The sequence below is a fragment of the Bacillus oleivorans genome (genome assembly GCF_900207585.1).
GTDB lineage: Bacteria > Bacillota > Bacilli > Bacillales > JC228 > Bacillus_BF > Bacillus_BF oleivorans.
In genome coordinates this window covers 648,922-668,636 of record NZ_OAOP01000001.1, presented here as the reverse complement: position 1 = coordinate 668,636, position 19,715 = coordinate 648,922, and the positions used below count along the sequence as shown (strand labels likewise).

17 protein-coding genes are annotated in these 19,715 nt (G+C 40.3%); 9 read left to right on the top strand and 8 right to left on the bottom strand.

Going from position 1 to position 19,715, the window contains the following annotated elements:
- Positions 1 to 82: 82 nt before the first annotated feature.
- Both CRO56_RS22635 and CRO56_RS03155 read left to right on the top strand, forming a co-directional pair.
- On the top strand, positions 83 to 421 hold the full coding sequence (locus CRO56_RS22635; RefSeq protein ID WP_142305180.1) for a hypothetical protein: 339 nt from the start codon (positions 83 to 85) through the stop codon (positions 419 to 421).
- Positions 422 to 486: 65 nt separating this feature from the next.
- The gene (locus CRO56_RS03155; protein WP_179714153.1) at positions 487 to 1,449 is read left to right on the top strand and encodes a nuclease-related domain-containing protein; all 963 of its coding nucleotides are present in this window, start codon (positions 487 to 489) and stop codon (positions 1,447 to 1,449) included.
- Here the strand turns inward: CRO56_RS03155 and CRO56_RS03150 are convergent.
- Together CRO56_RS03150 and CRO56_RS03145 are read right to left on the bottom strand one after the other, a co-directional pair.
- Positions 1,428 to 1,928, bottom strand: a complete 501-nt coding sequence (locus CRO56_RS03150; protein WP_097157120.1) for a hypothetical protein — start codon at positions 1,926 to 1,928, stop codon at positions 1,428 to 1,430. The two genes, CRO56_RS03155 and CRO56_RS03150, sit on opposite strands and share 22 nt — an antisense overlap.
- A 60-nt stretch (positions 1,929 to 1,988) precedes the next feature.
- Positions 1,989 to 2,897, bottom strand: coding sequence for an AEC family transporter (locus CRO56_RS03145; protein WP_097157119.1), 909 nt, complete (start codon positions 2,895 to 2,897; stop codon positions 1,989 to 1,991).
- Between the two features lie 396 nt (positions 2,898 to 3,293).
- Here CRO56_RS03145 and CRO56_RS03140 point away from each other — a divergent pair, with 396 nt between their 5' ends.
- From CRO56_RS03140 to CRO56_RS03115, 6 genes are all read left to right on the top strand, one after another.
- Positions 3,294 to 4,970 (top strand): peptide ABC transporter substrate-binding protein, encoded by a 1,677-nt coding sequence (locus CRO56_RS03140; RefSeq protein ID WP_097157118.1) that lies wholly within the window; start codon positions 3,294 to 3,296, stop codon positions 4,968 to 4,970.
- 142 nt (positions 4,971 to 5,112) lie between these two features.
- Complete coding sequence (locus tag CRO56_RS03135; RefSeq protein WP_097157117.1) at positions 5,113 to 6,051, top strand: ABC transporter permease; 939 nt, start codon at positions 5,113 to 5,115, stop codon at positions 6,049 to 6,051.
- Positions 6,051 to 6,977 (top strand): ABC transporter permease, encoded by a 927-nt coding sequence (locus tag CRO56_RS03130; RefSeq protein ID WP_097157116.1) that lies wholly within the window; start codon positions 6,051 to 6,053, stop codon positions 6,975 to 6,977. Before CRO56_RS03135 ends, CRO56_RS03130 begins: the two co-directional genes overlap by 1 nt.
- 13 nt (positions 6,978 to 6,990) lie before the next feature.
- A complete protein-coding gene (locus CRO56_RS03125) occupies positions 6,991 to 8,067 on the top strand; it encodes an ABC transporter ATP-binding protein (RefSeq protein WP_097157115.1) in 1,077 nt (358 codons plus the stop codon).
- Entirely contained in the window at positions 8,060 to 8,986 is a 927-nt protein-coding gene (locus CRO56_RS03120; protein WP_097157114.1) for an ABC transporter ATP-binding protein, read from the top strand. Before CRO56_RS03125 ends, CRO56_RS03120 begins: the two co-directional genes overlap by 8 nt.
- Before the next feature lie 125 nt (positions 8,987 to 9,111).
- Positions 9,112 to 10,065, top strand: a complete 954-nt coding sequence (locus CRO56_RS03115) for a nuclease-related domain-containing protein (RefSeq protein WP_097157113.1) — start codon at positions 9,112 to 9,114, stop codon at positions 10,063 to 10,065.
- 428 nt (positions 10,066 to 10,493) lie between these two features.
- On the opposite strand, the gene CRO56_RS03110 is transcribed toward CRO56_RS03115, so the two are convergent.
- The 4 genes from CRO56_RS03110 to CRO56_RS03095 all read right to left on the bottom strand — a co-directional run bounded on the left by CRO56_RS03110 (position 10,494) and on the right by CRO56_RS03095 (position 15,446).
- Complete coding sequence (locus tag CRO56_RS03110) at positions 10,494 to 11,345, bottom strand: RNA polymerase sigma-70 factor (protein ID WP_179714152.1); 852 nt, start codon at positions 11,343 to 11,345, stop codon at positions 10,494 to 10,496.
- Positions 11,323 to 12,609, bottom strand: coding sequence for a phytoene desaturase family protein (locus tag CRO56_RS03105; protein WP_097157111.1), 1,287 nt, complete (start codon positions 12,607 to 12,609; stop codon positions 11,323 to 11,325). Before CRO56_RS03105 ends, CRO56_RS03110 begins: the two co-directional genes overlap by 23 nt.
- Positions 12,610 to 12,709: 100 nt before the next feature.
- The gene (locus CRO56_RS03100; protein ID WP_097157110.1) at positions 12,710 to 13,855 is read right to left on the bottom strand and encodes an AimR family lysis-lysogeny pheromone receptor; all 1,146 of its coding nucleotides are present in this window, start codon (positions 13,853 to 13,855) and stop codon (positions 12,710 to 12,712) included.
- A gap of 214 nt (positions 13,856 to 14,069) precedes the next feature.
- Complete coding sequence (locus tag CRO56_RS03095; protein WP_097157109.1) at positions 14,070 to 15,446, bottom strand: YjiH family protein; 1,377 nt, start codon at positions 15,444 to 15,446, stop codon at positions 14,070 to 14,072.
- Between the two features lie 322 nt (positions 15,447 to 15,768).
- Between CRO56_RS03095 and CRO56_RS03090 the strand changes: the two genes are divergently transcribed.
- Positions 15,769 to 17,244 carry a zinc ribbon domain-containing protein gene (locus tag CRO56_RS03090; RefSeq protein WP_179714151.1) on the top strand — a complete coding sequence of 492 codons (1,476 nt, stop codon included), beginning with the start codon at positions 15,769 to 15,771 and terminating at the stop codon, positions 17,242 to 17,244.
- Between the two features lie 321 nt (positions 17,245 to 17,565).
- Here CRO56_RS03090 and CRO56_RS03085 read toward each other — a convergent pair whose 3' ends face one another.
- Both CRO56_RS03085 and CRO56_RS03075 read right to left on the bottom strand, forming a co-directional pair.
- Positions 17,566 to 18,819, bottom strand: coding sequence for an MFS transporter (locus CRO56_RS03085; protein ID WP_097157107.1), 1,254 nt, complete (start codon positions 18,817 to 18,819; stop codon positions 17,566 to 17,568).
- Between the two features lie 312 nt (positions 18,820 to 19,131).
- Complete coding sequence (locus tag CRO56_RS03075; protein WP_097157105.1) at positions 19,132 to 19,704, bottom strand: GNAT family N-acetyltransferase; 573 nt, start codon at positions 19,702 to 19,704, stop codon at positions 19,132 to 19,134.
- Positions 19,705 to 19,715: the final 11 nt, after the last annotated feature.

Genomic DNA, 19,715 nt, shown 5'->3' with positions numbered 1-19,715 from the left:
TTTTTGACTGATTCCACAGTAAAGTATTAAATGGCGGATGTGGGGCGGGGATAGGTGATTTATTAATGGGATTGTTGCATTTGTGCAGGTTATACCTACGCTTTACAACGGTTATGTGCCGCGGCTAGGCGGTTATGTTCCATTCCTCGTCATTTATGTGCCGCGGCCGGACGTTTATGTGCCGCTGCCCGACGTTTATGTGCCATTCCTCGTCATTTTTGTGCCGCGACCGGACGTTTATGTGCCGCTCCTCGCTATTTATGTGCCGCGGCCGGACGTTTATGTGCCGCTTCTCGCTATTTATGTACCGCGGCCGGAGGTTTATACGCCATTCCTCGCCATTTTTGTGCCGCGGCTGGACGTTTATGTGCCGCTCTCCGACGTTTATGTGCCATTCCGACCGTTTAAAACATTTCTTTAAAGAAAATTAAAGGATTTTTACTCCTATTTATGGAAATAAATTAAAAAAATCTAGGAGTGATGCTTTTGAATTTGTTAAGTCGATCTATTCCGACCCAAATTTTAATTATTGAGGCTTTATTCAGGAGGCTCAACCCAAACCATAGGATTCATAAAGATCTAAGAGAAGAATACAACAGAAGAAAGAAAGGTGTTGCTGGTGAAAAACAAATCGACTATTACCTCGAGTTTTTGCCCCCTGAACAATTCTATATTTTCCGAGGTCTCCGCTTAATCTGCGATAATAAAGCATTTCAAATTGATACTCTGGTAATCTCCCAAAAATTCGTTCTTCTAATCGAGGCGAAAGACATCAGCGGGAAACTTTACTTTGACGAAAGTTATAAACAATTAGTTTGCATTAATGAAGATGGCGATCAACAAGTTATGGAGGATCCACTGGAACAAGTAAAAAGACAAAGCCGGCAGTTTGTAAAATGGATGGGTTTAAAACTTGATGTTCCCATTGAATATTTGGTGGTACTAGGAGATTCCCGAACGTATATCGACCCAAGATCTGGTCCGAAATATAAAGATTACATTCTTCATGCCCATGCTCTTGAAGAAAAAATTCAGGAACTGGCATGCAAAAATCAAAAAGATATTTTTCAAGAAGAAACTTTACGAAAATTAACTTCACGCATATTGACTTGCCATAATCCTCTTTCCATAGACCCTCAAAAAACATACCAATATTCAAGTGCTGACATCATTAAAGGAATACAATGTCCTGAATGTAAAAAGTTTGGGATGGAGAGAGCTAATCAGGTGTGGGAGTGTCCTCATTGTAAAGCTACTTCCCGCGATGCTCATAAACAGGCGATTTTAGATTATTTGTTATTGATAAAACCTACGATTACGAATAAGGAATGCAGGGACTTTTTAGGGATTAAGTCACGAAAAATTGCTCATAGGCTTTTAAATTCAATGAATCTACAATTTACAGGTACGAACAAATCAAGAATATATTATAAACCTAAGCATGGTTGAAATAAGGGTAGCGGCACATAATTAGTGCTGAATGGCATATAAATGGGGAGCCGTGGCACATAAACAGCGTTAAATGGCACATAACCGGTAAGCGACGGCACATAAACAGCGTTGAATGGCACATAAACGGTGAACCGTGGCACATAAACAGCGTTGAACGGCACATAACCGGCGAGCTGCGGCACATAAACAGCGTTGAACGGCACATATATGGTGAGCACCGGCACATAAACAGCGTTGAACGGCACATATATGGTGAGCACCGGCACATAAACAGCGTTGAACGGCACATAAACAGCGAGCGGCGGCACATAAACAGCGTTGAACGGCACATAACCCGCGAGCACCGGCACATAAACAGCGTTGAACGGCACATAACCCGCGAGCAGTGGCACATAAACAGCGATGAACGGCACATAACCCGCGAGCACCAGCACATAACCGGCGAACCGTGGCACATAAACAGCAATGAACGGCACATATATGGTGGCACCGGCACATAAACAGTCCAGTATATGGCGAGCACCTCCACTCCTCCCTTAAACTCCTAAAAAGACTAATAGAATCGGCACCGTTACCATACTTAAAATCGTCGTGATAAACGTAACGGCCGAGACAAAGTCTGGTTCAGTTTTAAATTGAATTGCTAATAAAGTGATATTGGCAGCAGTTGGCATTGCAGCTGCAATAATTAGAACTTTTTCCAGCAGGGGATCTAATGAAACCAATGAAAAGATCAATATAGCAATGGCTGGTGACAGCAGCATTCGAGCAAGGGTTATAACAGATAATTCATACCAATTCACCTTTTCAAATTCAATCCGTGCTAATTGCATTCCTAAGGCCAGCATTATAATAGGAATCGCTGCATCCGATAACATCGCAATCGGTTTATCTAAGGATGCCGGAATCCCAATTTCCAGTAACTGAAGCAGAATCCCTAGAATTAAACTATACAGCACAGGCATAGTAAATATCTTCTTCCACGGGGAAAAAGAAGTTTCTTCCCTGAAAGAGGAGCCATTAGCCGCAAGAAAAAGCCCCACTGAATTCATTAAAACCGATTGAACCACCATCACGATGATGGCTAAAGAAAAAGCTTTTTCCCCTAGCGCAAAATAAATGAGAGGCGCACCGTAATTTCCCGCATTCATAAATGTCATAGCTAGCATAAAAGAGGCTGTCACAGTTTTACTTTTTTTTCGAATCTTTCCATATAAATAGGAAAGGACAAGCAATATCAAACAGAACCCTACACAGAAGAGCATGATATAAAGGTAATCCCAGGTTAAAGGATTTGAATAAAACGTCTCAAATACCAAGAACGGAGTTAAAACATATAAAGAAAGAGTTGAAATCGACCGGATATCAAAGTTAAAAACCCGCTGTATGACAAAACCAATTGCAAAAATCGCAATGACTGGAATTACGACATCTAATAAAATCATTTTTTCACCAGCTTCTTAACTGTTTCTCAGATTATTCCTCTATTATGCTACTATTTTTTCAAAAATAACAGAATCCCTGAAATTTTATCAATTAATGACACTAGGAAAAAAGAAGCTAATTTCACTTATCAGACTATTCGTTTTTCATACAAAATTCCTACTATCCCAAAAAATACGCTAGTTTCAAATATTGCAAAATGATAGTCAAGTATATATAATGATTTAATGTAAGCTTAATAAAACCTTTACAAACCTGTGTTTCTATCAATAATTGTTAAATTTCTGCACGTTTTGTCGAAAGTTTAACGTCAGATTTTTGTAAGTGCTTACATATTGATAGGAATGAAGGTTTAGGTACATTTTATTAGGCTAAAAAAATTTATAGGGGGTTACACTGTGAAAAAGAAGCTTCTAGTATTTCTGGGTTTAATGCTCGTTCTTTCTATGTTTCTAGCAGCTTGTAGCGGCAGCGAAGCAGAGCCTGGAGATGATCCTCAAACTGAGACTCCTGATGGAGACGATGAAGGCACTACTGATGAAGGATCAGATGTTGCTCAGCATTTACGTGTAAACATTAAAACTGAACCATTCTCTTTACATCCAGGGCTAGCTAACGACACAACTTCTAGTAGTGTTTTAGCTCAAACATTTGAAGGGTTGACTCGAATTGGTCAAAATGGAGAACCTGAACCTGCAATGGCAGAAACAATTGATGTAAATGAAGATTCTACTGTTTACACATTCCATTTACGCGATGCAAAATGGTCTAACGGAGATCCAGTTACAGCTGATGATTTTGCGTATGCATGGAAATGGGCATTAGATCCTGCTAACGAATCTCAATATGCTTATCAGCTTTATTACATCAAAGGAGCTGCAGCTGCGAACGATCCTGAATCTGGTGCATCTGTAGAAGATATTGGTGTTAAAGTTATTGATCCAAAAACACTTGAAGTAACATTAGAGAATCCTACACCTTATTTCTTAGAACTAACTGCTTTCTATACTTATTATCCAATTCATAAAGCAACAGCTGAAGCAAACCCAGACTGGCATACAAATGTTGGTGAAAATTACATTTCCAATGGTCCATTTGTGATGACTGCTTGGGAGCACGGAAACCAAATTACGCTTGAGAAAAATCCTGGTTACTGGGATGCAGGCGCAGTTAAGCTTGAAAAAGTTGATATGTACATGATCAATGAAGACGCTACTGAGCTTTCTATGTATCAAAACGGAGAAATTGACTGGGCGGGAGATCCATTTGGTTCTGTTCCAGTTGATGCAATTCCATCTTTGAAAGACCAAGGAATTCTTAACGTTCAGCCAATTACTGGTGTTTATTGGTATAAATTTAACACGGAAGCTGAGCCGTTTAATAACGAAAATATCCGTAAAGCATTTACGTACGCAATCAATCGTAAAGCGATTGTAGAAAACATTACTCTTGGCGGACAGGTACCAGCGATGGCAATTGTCCCTCCTACTATGTTCCCTGAAAACGAAGAAGGTTATTTCGAAGATAATGCAGTTGATTTAGCAAAAGAACATCTCCAAAAAGGACTTGAAGAACTCGGTCTAAGTGACGTTTCTGAGCTTCCAGAAATCACTCTTTCTTACAATACGGATGATACGCATGCTAAAATTGCGCAAGCCGTTCAACAAATGTGGAAAGAAGTTCTTGGTATTGAAGTAGGTCTAGAAAATATAGAATGGCAAGTTTATATTGACCAGCTTCATAACGGAGACTACCAAATTGGTCGTATGGGTTGGTTAGGTGACTTTAATGACCCTATTAACTTCCTTGAATTGTTCCGTGATAAAGAGGGAGGAAATAACGATACAAATTGGGAAGATCCTAATTTCAAACAATTACTACTTGACTCTGCTACCGAAAAGGATGCAGCTGCTCGTGAAGCTATGCTAAAACAAGCTGAAGAAATCTTTATGGAACAGCTTCCAGTAGCTCCAATTTACTTCTATACAAACGTATGGCTACAGAAGGAAAACTTGAAAGACGTTGTCGTTTCCGGTCTTGGAGATGTCCAACTGAAGTGGGCGTACTTCGAATAAGGAAACCTACCCTACAAAGAGGCTGGCTCAAATGATTAGGAGTCAGTCCCCACGATTTTATTTGTGGGGATGACTCCTCTTCTTTTTGGGGTTTTACACCCCAACTGGCCTTTTTCAATATTTATAAGCGAGGTGTTGAACGATGGCAAAATATTTAGTAAAACGTGTCCTTTTTATTCTCCTCTCCTTATTTATGATCGTTACGGCAACATTTTTCATTATGAGAATGGCACCAGGAAGCCCGTTTGCCTCTGAAAAATCGCTCCCTCCTGAAATTATGGAAAATTTCAATGAAAAATATGGCTTAAACGACCCCTGGTATGAACAATACTTCCGTTACTTAGGTCAAGTGGCTCGATGGGATTTCGGTCCTTCGATGAAATATAAAGGACAAACAGTCAATGAAATTATTTCAGATGGCTTTGTAGTTTCTCTTGCATTAGGAGCTGAAGCCCTGCTAATTGCAATCGGTGGCGGTATCTTACTTGGAGTGATTGCAGCGCTGCGGCATAACCGCTGGCCAGATTATACAGCGACCATTATTGCGGTGCTTGGGATATCGGTTCCATCCTTTATTTTAGCCGCAGCTCTTCAATACGTACTTGCCTTTAAGATGGGGATCTTCCCAATCGCTAGATGGGAAAGCTTTACGCATACGATTCTTCCGGCCTTTGCATTATCGGCCACTCCACTGGCGATGATTGCCAGATTAACGCGTGCCAGTATGCTTGAGGTTATGAATCAGGATTATATTAAGACAGCTAAATCTAAAGGATTAAGCAAAAGAACCATCACCTTTAGACATGCGATCCGAAATGCACTTTTACCAACGATTACGTATATCGGACTTCTTTTTGCCGGAATTATTACCGGAAGCTTTATCATTGAAAATATCTTTGCGATTCCTGGCTTAGGAAAGCAATTTGTTGTAAGTATTACAAACCGTGACTATTCGGTTATTATGGGGACCACCGTTTTTTATAGTGTCCTGCTTCTCTTCTCAATGCTGATACTAGACATCATCTATGGTTTCATCGATCCTCGCATTAAGCTAGCCAGTCCAAGGAAAGGAGAAGCATAATGGCACAAACACAAATGAATCCGAACAAATTTGATCTTATTGGTGCAAAAGCAAGTGATGCAGAAAGGATTTCGAAACCGAGCCTATCCTTCTGGAAGGATGCGATGATTCGATTCCGTAAAAATAAACTCGCCATGTTGGGCGTGATTATGCTCATCCTTCTTTCTTTTATGGCGATATTCGGTCAATATATTTCTGGTCACGATACGGCACAAACGGATCTTTTAAATACAAATAAGCCGCCTTCTGCTGAACACTGGTTCGGTACAGATGATTTAGGCCGTGATATGTTTGCAAGGGTCTGGGAAGGTGCACGTATTTCAATTTTCATTGGATTAGCTGCAGCCCTGATTGATTTAGTTATTGGTGTATTGTGGGGCGGAATTGCTGGGTATAAGGGCGGAAAAGTAGACGAAATTATGATGCGGATTGCCGATATTTTATATGGAATTCCGTATCTGTTAGTCGTTATCCTCTTTATTGTATTGTTTGAAAAAGTAAACTTATGGACCATGATTATTGCGATGACACTGATCGGCTGGGTCAACATGGCCAAGATTGTTCGCGGACAGGTGCTCCAGCTAAAAACACAGGAATACGTACTTGCTGCTCAAACACTGGGAGCTAAAACCGGCTGGATTATGTTTAAGCATTTAATCCCGAATGCAATGGGACCTATCATCGTTACGTTGACACTAACCATCCCAAGTGCGATTTTTACTGAAGCATTTCTAAGTTTTCTAGGACTAGGTATTTCTCCTCCGCTTGCCAGTTGGGGAACGATGGCTACAGAAGGGGTAGTGGCCATGCAGTATTATCCGTGGAGACTCTTCTTCCCAGCTGCCTTTATCTGTATCACAATGCTGAGCTTTAACGTGATTGGTGATGGCTTACGTGATGCATTAGACCCTAAATTGCGCAAATAGGAGGGAATTGAAAATGGAGAAACTATTAGAAGTCAAAGACTTGCGTGTTACCTTTGATATATACGGCGGAACAGTCCAAGCTGTCCGCGGGGTTACGTTTGATGTATATAAAGGGGAAACACTAGCGATTGTTGGAGAATCCGGTTCTGGCAAAAGTGTTATGACCCAATCCTTAATTAAATTAATTCCGATGCCTCCTGGTAAAATCACAGGCGGTCAGGTTCTGTTAGAAGGTGTCGACTTAGTTCCTAAGTCTGAAAAAGAAATGGAAAAGGTGCGCGGAAATGACATTTCGATGATCTTCCAGGATCCAATGACCTCTTTAAATCCGACCATGAAAATTGGCAGACAAATTACTGAGGTTATTTTAAAGCACCATAAAGTATCTAAAGAAGAGGCTAAACAAAGAGCGATACATCTTTTAAATCTAGTTGGTATTCCATTCGCTGAAAGAAGATTCGATCAATATCCGCACGAATTTTCTGGCGGAATGCGGCAGCGGGCCATGGTGGCAATTGCGTTAGCTGCCAATCCAAGGCTATTAATTGCCGATGAACCAACAACAGCATTAGATGTTACGATTCAAGCGCAAATCCTAGAGTTAATGAAGGATCTTCAGGAAAAAACGGAATCTTCGATTATCTTTATTACCCATGATTTAGGTGTGGTAGCGAATGTCGCCGACCGGGTTGCTGTTATGTACGGCGGACAAATCGTAGAGATTGGAACAGTCGATGAGATTTTCTATGATCCGCGACATCCTTATACATGGGGATTACTCGCTTCGATGCCGAGCCTTGATAGTGATGATAAATCGGAGCTTGCGGCGATTCCAGGTTCTCCGCCTGATTTAACCAATCCTCCAAAGGGATGTGCCTTTGCACCGCGGAATCCATATGCACTTGCGATTGATTACGAGGAAGAACCGCCAATGTTCCAAATATCAAAAACGCATTTTGCCAAAACATGGTTGCTGCATCCAGACGCGCCAAAGGTCGAACCGCCTGAAGCCGTTAAAAATCGCTTGCGGCCAATGACGCAAAACTTCGATACTCCGGTTCTATTAAAGGAGGAAGCAATCAATGGCTGAAACACTCTTAGAAATTAAAAACCTGAAAAAATACTTTAATACAGGCAGCCCGCACGAAGTTAGAGCGGTCGATGATGTTTCATTTTCCATCTACCGCGGGGAAACCCTCGGGCTTGTGGGAGAGTCGGGCTGCGGTAAATCCACAACCGGTCGAACCATTATCCGTTTATATGAAGCTACGGATGGTGAAATCGTCTATAACGGAGAAAATGTCCGTACGATTAAATCACGGAAAAAGCTGAGCGAGTTTCACCGCAAAATGCAAATGATTTTCCAAGACCCCTACGCTTCCTTAAACCCTAGAATGACAGTGGCAGACATTATTGCGGAAGGTATTGATATTCACGGCCTTGAAAAAGGGAAAGAAGCTCGCATGAAGCGTGTTTACGAGCTTTTAGAAACAGTCGGGTTAAACCGTGACCACGCTACGCGTTATCCGCACGAGTTTTCCGGGGGACAACGACAGCGGATTGGAATCGCCCGGGCACTTGCGGTTCAGCCAGAATTCATCATTGCTGATGAACCGATCTCTGCTTTGGACGTATCGATCCAAGCCCAAGTCGTCAATCTCATGAAACGGCTTCAAAAAGAAAAAGGCCTGACCTATCTCTTTATTGCCCATGACTTATCGATGGTCAAATACATCAGTGACCGGATTGGCGTTATGTACTTTGGCAGATTAGTCGAGCTTGCTCCAAGTGATGAGCTCTACCGCAATCCATTACATCCGTATACGCAGGCCCTTCTATCCGCGATCCCGCGTCCAGATCCAGAAACTGAACGCCTGCGGAGACGGAAAGTTTACGATCCAAGTGTCCACGGCTATGAAGAAGGCGAAGAAGTAAAAATGAGAGAGGTTTCTCCGGGGCATTTTGTGTATTGCTCGGAGAAAGAGTTTGCATCTTATAAGCGTGGTTGATTATGATAGTTGATCCTCCTCCAGTGTTTTTGGGGGAGGATTTTTTGTAGTTTTGCAGAATTAGTTTAGAAAATGTAAAGGAGATGATGTAATATTGAATATTTATAAGAAAAGAGAAACACCCATTGAACTTTATTTACACGAAATTCTATCAAAACCATAGAAAAAGGCAGGACATTGAAAAAAATTTAATGTGGAGAAAAGCCGGTTTTTATGGGGAACAAAATTTAGATTATCATTTAAGCCACTTGCATGACTACTCCCTCACCGTTTTTCACAACCTGCGTCTTCCGTTCAGAGGTCATTATTTTCAAATCGACACCTTAATCCTATCCCCTTTCTTCGCCTTAATCTTAGAAGTCAAAAACATCGCAGGTATTCTCCGGTTTGACCCCAATTATGATCAACTGATCCGCGAGTATAGTCAAAAAATGGAACGATTTCCGAACCCCCTTCATCAAGCTTCCCGACAAAAGCATCTGCTGAACCAATGGCTCCAAAAAAACTTCAACCTTTCCATTCCCATTGAATTTTATATTGTCAATACGAATCAAGCCACCATTATTGAAGCATCTCCTGAAAGTAAACCGATATTTAATAAAATTCTTCATCTGGAAAGCTTGACCGAAGCCATCGTACTGATACAAAAGAAATACGGACGATCCTTGATCACTGAAAAGCAGCTGCGTTCCATCAGTGAAAAACTAGTGAAAGAACACACTAAGTATTTTCCAAATTTATTAAATATCTATAAGATTCCTAGTTCCGATATAATTAGGGGCGTCCGGTGTACTAGTTGCTTAGGTTTCTCAATGAATCGGGTTTATGGTACCTGGCTATGTCCAAAATGCGAGGCAAAAGATAAAATGGCCCACACACAAGCTATTCTTGATTCCCTTTTTTTAATAAGCCCCACCATCACCAATAAAGAGTGCAGAGATTTTCTGAAAATAAACTCCCCTACCGTAGTAAAAAACCTTTTACAATCCATGAACCTTCCTGCTTCGGGCTCTGGAAAATACACGGTTTATCATAGGCCGCCGCTGGAGCTGTTTTTGACTGATCGAAGTAATTTTTAACCGGTAAAACGGGTTGTTTCTTTGACCCATTGAAACTGATTGAGGATAAAACAGATTATGACCTGTAGAAACTGATTTTGACTGATAGAACGTGAATTTGACCCGTAGAAACCAATTTTGAGTGATAGAACTAGATTTTGACCCATAGAAATGGATATTGACTGATAGAACTAGATTTTGACCCGTAGAAACCAATTTTGACCGATAAAACCACCGATTTGACCGATAGAATCGCAATTTTGACCGATAGACGCCTGGATTTGACTGAAAGATAGCAATTTTGACCGATAAAAACTCATTTTGACTGATAGAACAAAATTTTGACCGATAAGAAACCCATTTTAACCGACAACCCTACCAAAGCAATTGTACAACCTCAGACCACTAACAAACAAAAGACAGGGCGCCACACACCCTGTCCTATCTCCTCAAACATTCCGCAATTTCTCTGGATATACAACTATATAAATGGCATGAATTCGGTTTTCTGCAATATCGAAAGAAATGACATTATGAGTCTCGTTATCTATTTTGCTGACCACACTAGGCTGGCCGTTGACCATGCTGATTTCGAAGGTCATTGTTTCAGGGCGTTTTCCATAGATTCCTTGTAAAAAGAGTAGGACACGCTGAACGGTTTCAATTGGCCGGATTGCTGCTTTCACAACGCCGCCGCCATCGGAATATAGTATGACATCGGGACTCATCAGCCCAAGGACTCGATCAATTTCCCCCATTTGAAAGGCATGAATAAACGCTTCAATTACTTCCCGATTCTCTTTCACATTAAACCGGCCCTTTGTACTCATTCCGATTTTATGTTTTGCGCGGGAATAAAGCTTTCGGCAATTGGTTTCATTGGTTTCTAGCATATCGGCGATTTCGGCGTGTGCGAGGGAAAAGCCCTCTTTTAGTAAAAACACTGCTCTTTCATTTGGCGTCAGGTCTTCCATCAATTTTAGGTACACGAGGCTTAACAGGTCCCGATTCTCAATGGCTTCCTCGACTTCATTGAAGCGGCCGCTGATTGGTTCTGGAAGCCATTCGCCCACATATACCAATCTTTTTTTCTGGGCAGAACGAAATGAATCTATGCACTTGTTTGTCGCCATTTTCGATAAATACGCTTTTAGATTTTGGACATGATCCAATTTTTCTTGCTGCAGGGTAAGAAAGATTTCTTGAACAATGTCCTCCGCCTCTTGGACGGTTCCGAGCATGCCATACGAAATCGAGAAAAGTAATGGTTTGTACTCGTTATATAACGCTTCGATGTTCACTTTTATTTTCACCTCTTAGCCATTGTTCAGCTTCCATTGCTGCTCTTTTTGCGCTAGAAGCAGAGGCATCTGCCAGAATTCCTTCATCGATACACCAATCCCCTGCCAGGAACAAACCTTCCACTACGCGTGAAGATTTTTCAAATATCCTCATTGTAGTTCGATTTGGAAACGCATTGCTTACAGCCAGATTTGTAAGGTACCGTGAGTAGACCTTTCTTTCCCGCCAGCCCGGCAAAATTCGGTCTAAAAATTCCTCCATTTGCTCTTGGCTAGCAGTGGGTCCATATCCAAACACATGAACTACTTCATACTGTTCACTTAAGGAAGCTGCTCTTGAATGATTAGAAAAGTAAATGAAATGGTCGGCATCAAAACTAAAACTGGTTCGATCCGTTTCATCTTTTTCTAAAAGTAGATCTAAAGCAACCCCTTTAACCGGCTTGAGTTTTGACAGAAAAGCAAACTTATCACTCTGTTCTGCTATTTTTTGCAGTTCTAGAGGGGGTGCAGTATTTATAATCGTCTTCCCTCCAACCTGTCTGCCCAAAGAAAGCTCGATTTGAAAAGCAGGAAAGCTTCCCTTGATCTTCTTTACCATTTCACCTTTTATAAACAAAACTCCTCTTTTTTGAGCCAGATTCTCCAAAGATTCGATCAAAGTTTCCCAGCCGCCATCTAAATAGAGGACACCGCCCTTTATAGAAAGCTGAAGCTGGCGAATCGCATACGGGGCAGAAACTAAATCGCTCTCACTACAATAGCTGGAGATGGCTAAAAGCGACTGAAGCACGATCCTATTCTTCCTGGATAATCGTTTCTCATTGAGCCAGTCTGTAAATGAAACGTCCCCCGCTTTGCTCCACTCGGCTTTCAGAAGTTGAGAGAAAATCTTAATAAATTCCAGCTTTTCCTTCCATGTCAAAAAGTCTGATTTGAGTAAAGCTAAAGGAGAAGATGGGAAAGGATGCGTTTGACCTTCAAGGATTATCTTGCCGTTTAACTGAGGCTTTCTTCCGGCAGGATGAATCCCCAGTTCCTTCAAAATTTGGTATGTCGCACCTTTTATATAAAGAGCATGTGGCCCAAGGTTTAAATAGGATTGCTGGACAAATGTTGTCGCAGCTCTCCCGCCGAGCTTCTTTCCTTTTTCAATCACTGCTACCTTTTTCCCTTGCTGTGCTAGATAGTTTGCAGAAACCAGCCCAGCCAATCCCCCGCCAATGATAATAGAATCATAAGATTGATCAGTTACTATAGTCATAAAAAATTCCTCCTGCTCGTTTTAACCTTAAGACGCAGTATGGAGGAATTTCGTGACCGATTTCTTAAAAAAAATAAAACTAGATCTATCCAAAAGCAATCTAGTTCTTTATTTGCTTTTCTTTTAGTTTTTCTAAAGACATTTTCGATAAGGCCCTTATCGGAAGTACGGCAAAGAAAAAATCCCCGTTGGACCTGAACGTTTCATAGGATCTCTGTAAGGCTTCTTCATCGGAAAAGGCGACACCCCAGTAGTAATCCTGAAATGGAGTTAAAGGCTGAACTTTTTCCAGGTCGATTAATAGGGCCTGGGCTTTTTTCATATCCCCATTTGCGATACAGTAATGAATTTTTTCTGGAATGTCATCTGGCTCAGGCTGATCCATCTCCCAGACATTTTTAATAAATGCTTTCGTTTTTCCATTTTCATTGAGATAATGCCTTGCCCGGCTGTTTTGTATGGTTTTTAAAATGTCGTTGGCTTCGTCGATTAGTTCTAAAGCTCTGTAAGGATCCTCATACAAAAATGACAATGCATAATAGTGAAGAATGTAACAGTGACGAAGCGGAAAATACACTTTTGTTTCTTCATCATTTAAATACATTTCACCGATTCTTCGGACTTTTCCAACCAAATTCAACCGGAGAGTACTATAGATGGTACTAACATGAAGTCTTAATTTAAATGCTGATTTAAAAAAGTTGTTTTCAATTTTTTCAAGGTGATGGGAATATTCATCTGCAAGTTTATCGATGGTGATATTGGCATTTATCTTTCGAAGAAGTTGGGTTCTAATCGTTTCGAGGAGTATTTTCATTTCACTGCTCTTTAAAGTCGCTTTTTTTGCCGTATATAGCAAATCATCCTCAAACATCTCATCTCGCTTAAGCGATAAAGCATACATTTCCGCCCATTCCTGAACACGAGGATCCTCTGATTTCATAGCCTTTTCTATAATCCTAATCAAGCTCTCAGTCTCTCCCGACTGTTCCGTCAGCTCCATGGCATATAGGAAATTAGAAGCTGATTGGATGGAGTCCATATGAACAGAAAAAATGTATTTCTTTTTTTCATAATCTGAATAAGAATTATGAATTAAATGAAAAAAAGGCAGAACCGGCAGTTCCTTTGTTCCTAAAAAGTATCCGTTAACCTCATCAGCAGAAACATTCAATATCCTAGCCCAATCTTCGGGAGAATATTGAAGTTCATATGATATTTGGAGCAGAAGTTCACCGAGCTTCATTATGTAGTCCCCCAATATTTTTTCGTATCACTAAGTATTCGATACACATTAGCCTTTTCCTTCATGACAATCAGACTAAAACGGTAGATATTTCTTCCTATTTATAAAATACCATTTTTCGTAATTTAAAAAAGTTTTATTTTACTTCTTTATATAAAAAAGCAATAAAACCCCTCCTGATGATAAAGTCTGGAAGGGTTTCATAGCTGATATTTTAGAAAATAATATGAGCAGCAATGACGATTACTGGTAAAGTGATAATGGTTCTTAATAAAAAGATAACAACTAGGTCGAGGAAGTTAACCGGGATTTTCGATCCCATTAATAGTCCCCCAACTTCAGACATGTAAATTAATTGCGTTACAGAAAGGGCCGCTATAATAAACAATGTCATCGAGCTTTCAATCATTTCACTTGCTAAAATCGATGGAAGGAACATGTCAGCAAACCCGATTAAAACGGTTTGGGCTGCCTCCGAAGCTTCAGGAACTTGCATGAAAGCTAAAATCGGTTCAATTGGTTTACCGAGTACAACAAAAAAGTCCGTGTATTCAGCCACAATCAAGGCAATGGTCCCGAAAGCCATAACTACTGGAATAACACCAATCCACATGTCTAATACATTTTTAAATCCAGAGCTTATAACAGCCCCATAATTCTTAGTCTTTGATGCTTTGTTCGCTGCTTGCGCAAGTCCCCAGTTTACTAAATTCACGTCAGCCGGAATTTCTTCATCAGGCTGCTGCACGGCTTTTTCATAAGTTGTATCAGGTTTTTTTGAAAGCGGCCAAATTCTAGGCATGATCAGTGCTGCAACTAAACCTGCAATTACAATGGTTAAATAATAAGGTCCAAATAAATGCTCAAGACCAACCGTTTCGAGCACAGTAATACTAAACGTGATCGATACTACAGAAAATGTGGTTCCGATAATGGCTGCCTCACGCTTCGTATAGAATCCATCCTGATATTGTTTGTCAGTTAAAACAACACCAATCGTTCCATCTCCTACCCATGAAGCTAAAACGTCGATCGATGAACGGCCTGGAAGCTTGAATACAGGTCTCATTACTTTAATCAGTAAGGTTCCGACAAATTCAAGAAGACCAAAATCTAATAATAATGGAAGAAATAGACCTGCAAATAAGAAAATCGTAAATAAGGAAACAATAAGATCTAAGACTAGTCCGCCTGTATTTCCTGAATAAATTGCTTCACTGCCCCATTGAAACAGGGTCATAATCGCAAGAATAAATCCTATCAATCTTACAGCAAGCCAAAACCAGTTTACTGAAAATAATGTTTTTAAAACAGGATTTCTTGGTTCTATTGCTTTTGCTATTATAGAACCAATTGCCGCTACTCCCATAAAGACTGTAGCTAAATAAGGAATGATTTCAGCAAGAATCTCACGTAACTCTCCTGCTAATAGTGCAACAGGGATCGTCATACCTCCATCAACTGTGATCGGTACCATAAATAAGAACACACCAATAATAGATGGGATGATAAAATTTAAATAATCTGCCGCCGAATAGGCTTTAAGCGATGGGTTTGCTTTTTGTATTTGAATTTGTTTTGGTTTTTCCATTGTTGTTTCACCTCTTATGCTATATCCATGTTGTTATTATGATCTATTTTTTTAATATTAATGGTTATTTAATCAACAAAAGCTATCATACCATCGGGTGAATAAAAATACAACACTATTTATCTTTATAACTTTTTTCCAATAAAGTCAGATCCCTTTTCGCTTTAATCTTCCCTATCAAGCAGTTTTCCCCTGTCGCTATAGGCTTTTGTAATCTAGTTGTAATATTTTTTTAGAAATCCTTGAGAATTGTACCAATTTTCGACAAAATATGATAATATCTTCTAGATATCATACTTTATACCTACACAGGAGGAAAGCCATGAGTTTTTGCCCAAATTGTGGACATGGGTTGAATTCAGATCAGCAGTTTTGTCCCGAATGTGGAAAACCGCTTAGCAGAAGCACATCCACATCCGCCTCAAATTCAGGAGTAACTGTTACTGTTGAAGAAACCACTGCCCCACCCAAACCAATGTCTAAAAGACAGAAAATTGTCCTGCTTTCAAGCGGTGTTGCAGTAGTGCTGCTCGTTGTAGCGTACTTTGTGCTGCAGCATATAGCGAGCGTTGAGTACCGTCTTGATCGATTCGAGCAAGCGTTAGAAGAAAAAGATGAAAAAGCATTAATGAAGTATGTTTCTTCTTATGATGCAAATGTTGCAGTAAAGGAATCAAACATTCAGGATTTCATCGAATACGTCAATGATGATCCTTTTTATAAGGAAGATTTGCTGGAGAGTTTAAGAGAGCAAGCAAAGAATTTAGACGACCCGCAAGTGGAACTGTATGAAGAAGCGACGGTTTTATTGAAGAAATCCGGAAAACAATTTTTGCTGTTTGATAATTATAAAATTCAGCTGCTTCCGTATTATTTTGAAATTGAAACGAATTATGCGGGAGCAAAAATTTTCATAGATGGAAAAGAAGTAGGAGAAAGTGATTCTGATTATTTTGTAGATACATATGGACCTTACCTTCCAGGTGAATATACGATAAAAGTTGAATATCAATCAGAATTAGCGTCACTTGATCATGAGGAAAATATTAACCTATTTGATCAGTCTGGCCAAAATATTTACGTAGACATGTGGCTTGAAGGTTATTATGTCGAGGTTTTTTCCAATCATGGAGATGGCGGTTTGTATATTGACGGAAATTATGCAGGGACCGTGTGGGAATTAGGAACTATTGGACCGATTGATTTAGACGGTTCCCATACGATTTATATGGAAAAGGAATTCCCATGGGGTACGGTAAAGAGTGAAGAGTTTGAAATCACCGATACGTATTATGATCTCAGCATTGACCCTATGACAGAAGATATGAGAAACCAAGTGGCTGAAGCGATTTATACGTTTGAAGTTCAGAGATTTTTGAGCTTACAAACTTTAGATCCGGCTCATATCGTCGCAACTCCGTTTTATGCAGAAGATCTGGCAGCCGAAGTCCAGTATTATATTGACTCGGAATATGTTTATTACGGAACTGGTCTTGATACGGTTACAGTTGACCTCGACACAATGGAACTTTACACTGAAGAAGATTATATCCATGTTGATGCGTACGGTAAGATTGATTGGACTGGCGATGTCTATCCTGCCTCTTATGCAGAAGAGGAAACTCCAGAATTTGTAGAAAGTATTACGACAGAAACCGATAGCGACTTCCGTTCTTATGGTGTCCTCTACAACTTCGAAACCGGCCAATGGGAAGTCGATGGGCTCTACTGGTCCCCATACTCCGAATTCGAACCTGACGGCGGGCTAGTTGTTTTTGATGCCAATACAGAAATATAGCGGTGTGCCTAATTATAAAGGTGTCTCTGCTCATTCGGGGCGTGCCTGGCACGCCTCGGTTTTATTGTTTCACGGCAATATGTATCACGATGTAAAAAGGGGCTGTCCAAAAAGATCTGGTAACTGACTTTTTAGTAGCCCTTTTAATTTTGGTTTTTTTAAAGGTTGTGTTGAACTTGCCTGTTGATTTGCGCTTCAGGCGCTTCAATCAACATAGTTACAACATTAAAAATATGTAAAATATTTAAGCAGGTAGAGAAAAACAACTCATTTTTCTCCACCTGCTTTATTTTAGAGACTTATCAGACAGCCCCTTTATTTTTATTCCTGCGAACCCAGCACTTGCTGTGTATTGGATGCCATTTTCTGATTGTATAATGGCAGCATGAATAACATTCCAATCAAAAACAGGATAGCGGATGTTTCAAACATAGCTACAAGTGAGAATTCTTTTTTCAGTACTCCAGCGAAACTCATCGTTAGAACCATGGAGCCTGTAAATAGCGGGCTTAAGATTCCATTGACCCGGCCAATAAATGCTTCTTCTGTTCTTTGTAAAATCATCGTATTGATCCCGATTTGAATACATGGAAGCATTAACCCGTTAATGAACTCAGCTGCTAATGTAAGCCACAGATTGGTAGACAGTCCCATTACGGCTATGCCAATACCATTTACAAGCATTCCAAACAGGAGCAGCCGCTGCGGCGGGACTGTTTTAGCAAACATCATCACACAAGCTCCGCCTAAAATCATTCCCACACCATGGACCATAAACAGCCATTGAAGATTTTCTTCAGGCAAGCCTAATTGTTCGGTGACAAGGAAGATCGAAAGCGGCTGAATAAATCCCAGCCCGAGTCCGGCTAATAAAAAGCATAAGCCTAATAAACTTAATTCTTTTTTACTTAATACATACTGAACCCCGCTCTTCATATCCTGCCACAATGTGTTTACTGCAGCATCTGATTCTACTTTCCGGTCTGGCGGCAGAAAAACAAGGGCTATTGCAGAAAGCAAAAAGGCGGTTCCGGTAATGGCAATAGAGATGTGAATTCCAAACGATTGAAAAACAAACGTTCCAATAATCGGGCCTAACACCATAAATACCGCAAACATCGTTTGATAAAGAGACATTCCCGCTTGAATTTGTTCCTCAGGCAGATGCATTTTGAATAGCTTCATCCCTGAAGGCTGTGAGAACTGAGATAGAATCGCCGAAATGAGGGTTGCAAAAAACACAACCTGCCACGTTCCAAAAATAAGAGTAACTAGTACCGCAAATACGGAGATGGCACTTAAAATGTCACACCAAACCATCGTCCTTTTTGGCTGCCATCGGTCAGCAAACGTGCCGCCAATAAAGGAAAAAATAAAGATTGGCGCAAATTCGGCAACGGATATCATTGAAACAGCAAAAGCATCTCCATTCGTCTGCTCCATCACAAAAAGCAAAACAGCAAAGTTTCTAATCCAAATTCCCATTTGCAAAAATAAACCTGAAACAATAATGGCCCGGAAAACTCGATTACGAAAAAGGCCTGCAGGTTGAACACTAACTGATTGTTGTTCCAAAAATAAAACCTCCTGTGCAGTTTCTGGACAGGAGGAAGTACATGTCAAGGGCACAATTTTTCCATCAAAATGGAAACAATGAACACGTTGAACTGTATCTCAAAATACAAACTAATCCTATCCAGAAAAAAAATGATCGTATGTGGTTAACGAATTTTTTCATGCAAATAGGATTAATTGTTCATTGTCCCCTGGTCACCCTTCCGTTTTTTGTCATTTCCATCATAATCGATTGAATTTCGTAAAGCAAGAAATTTTCAAATAAAATCCAATTTATTTGTGAATAAGGAATAAACTGCTGCCAATTATCAGTTATTCCTGAGTCTCATACTCTTCCCTCAATATCGAGTACATCGTCAAATCCCAATGCTTGCCTTTAACCTTCATCCACTTTCTCATCGTTCCTTCATACGTCATGCCCAGCTTCTTTAGAACTCTTTGGGATGCTTCATTTTCTGCAAAGGTCCGTGCCTGAATCCGGGTTAGGCCCATTTTTTCAAAACCAAAGCTCAAGCATGCTTTTCCCGCTTCTGGTGTGTAGCCTTTCCCCCAGTGATCTGGAGAACAAACATAGCCGATTTCTGCATATCCGTGGGTTTGATTCCAGGAGACAAAATCGATCGTCCCGATCAGTTGATTGGTTGCCTTGATCACCATTCCCCATGGTGCAACCCCGCCAGCTTCATACTGGTTTAAAGCAAAATCGATAAAAGCCTCCGAGTCACTTAATGTTTTATGTGTTTCCCATGTTACATATTGGGCTACTTCTGGCCGGGAAGAATAATCGAAAATCGCTTCTTTATCTGCTAAAGTAAGAGGTCGTAAAATCAGCCGCTCTGTTTCTAGGGCTGGAAATGGTTTTAATATACTTGTATTCGTTTCCATCTGCTGTAATC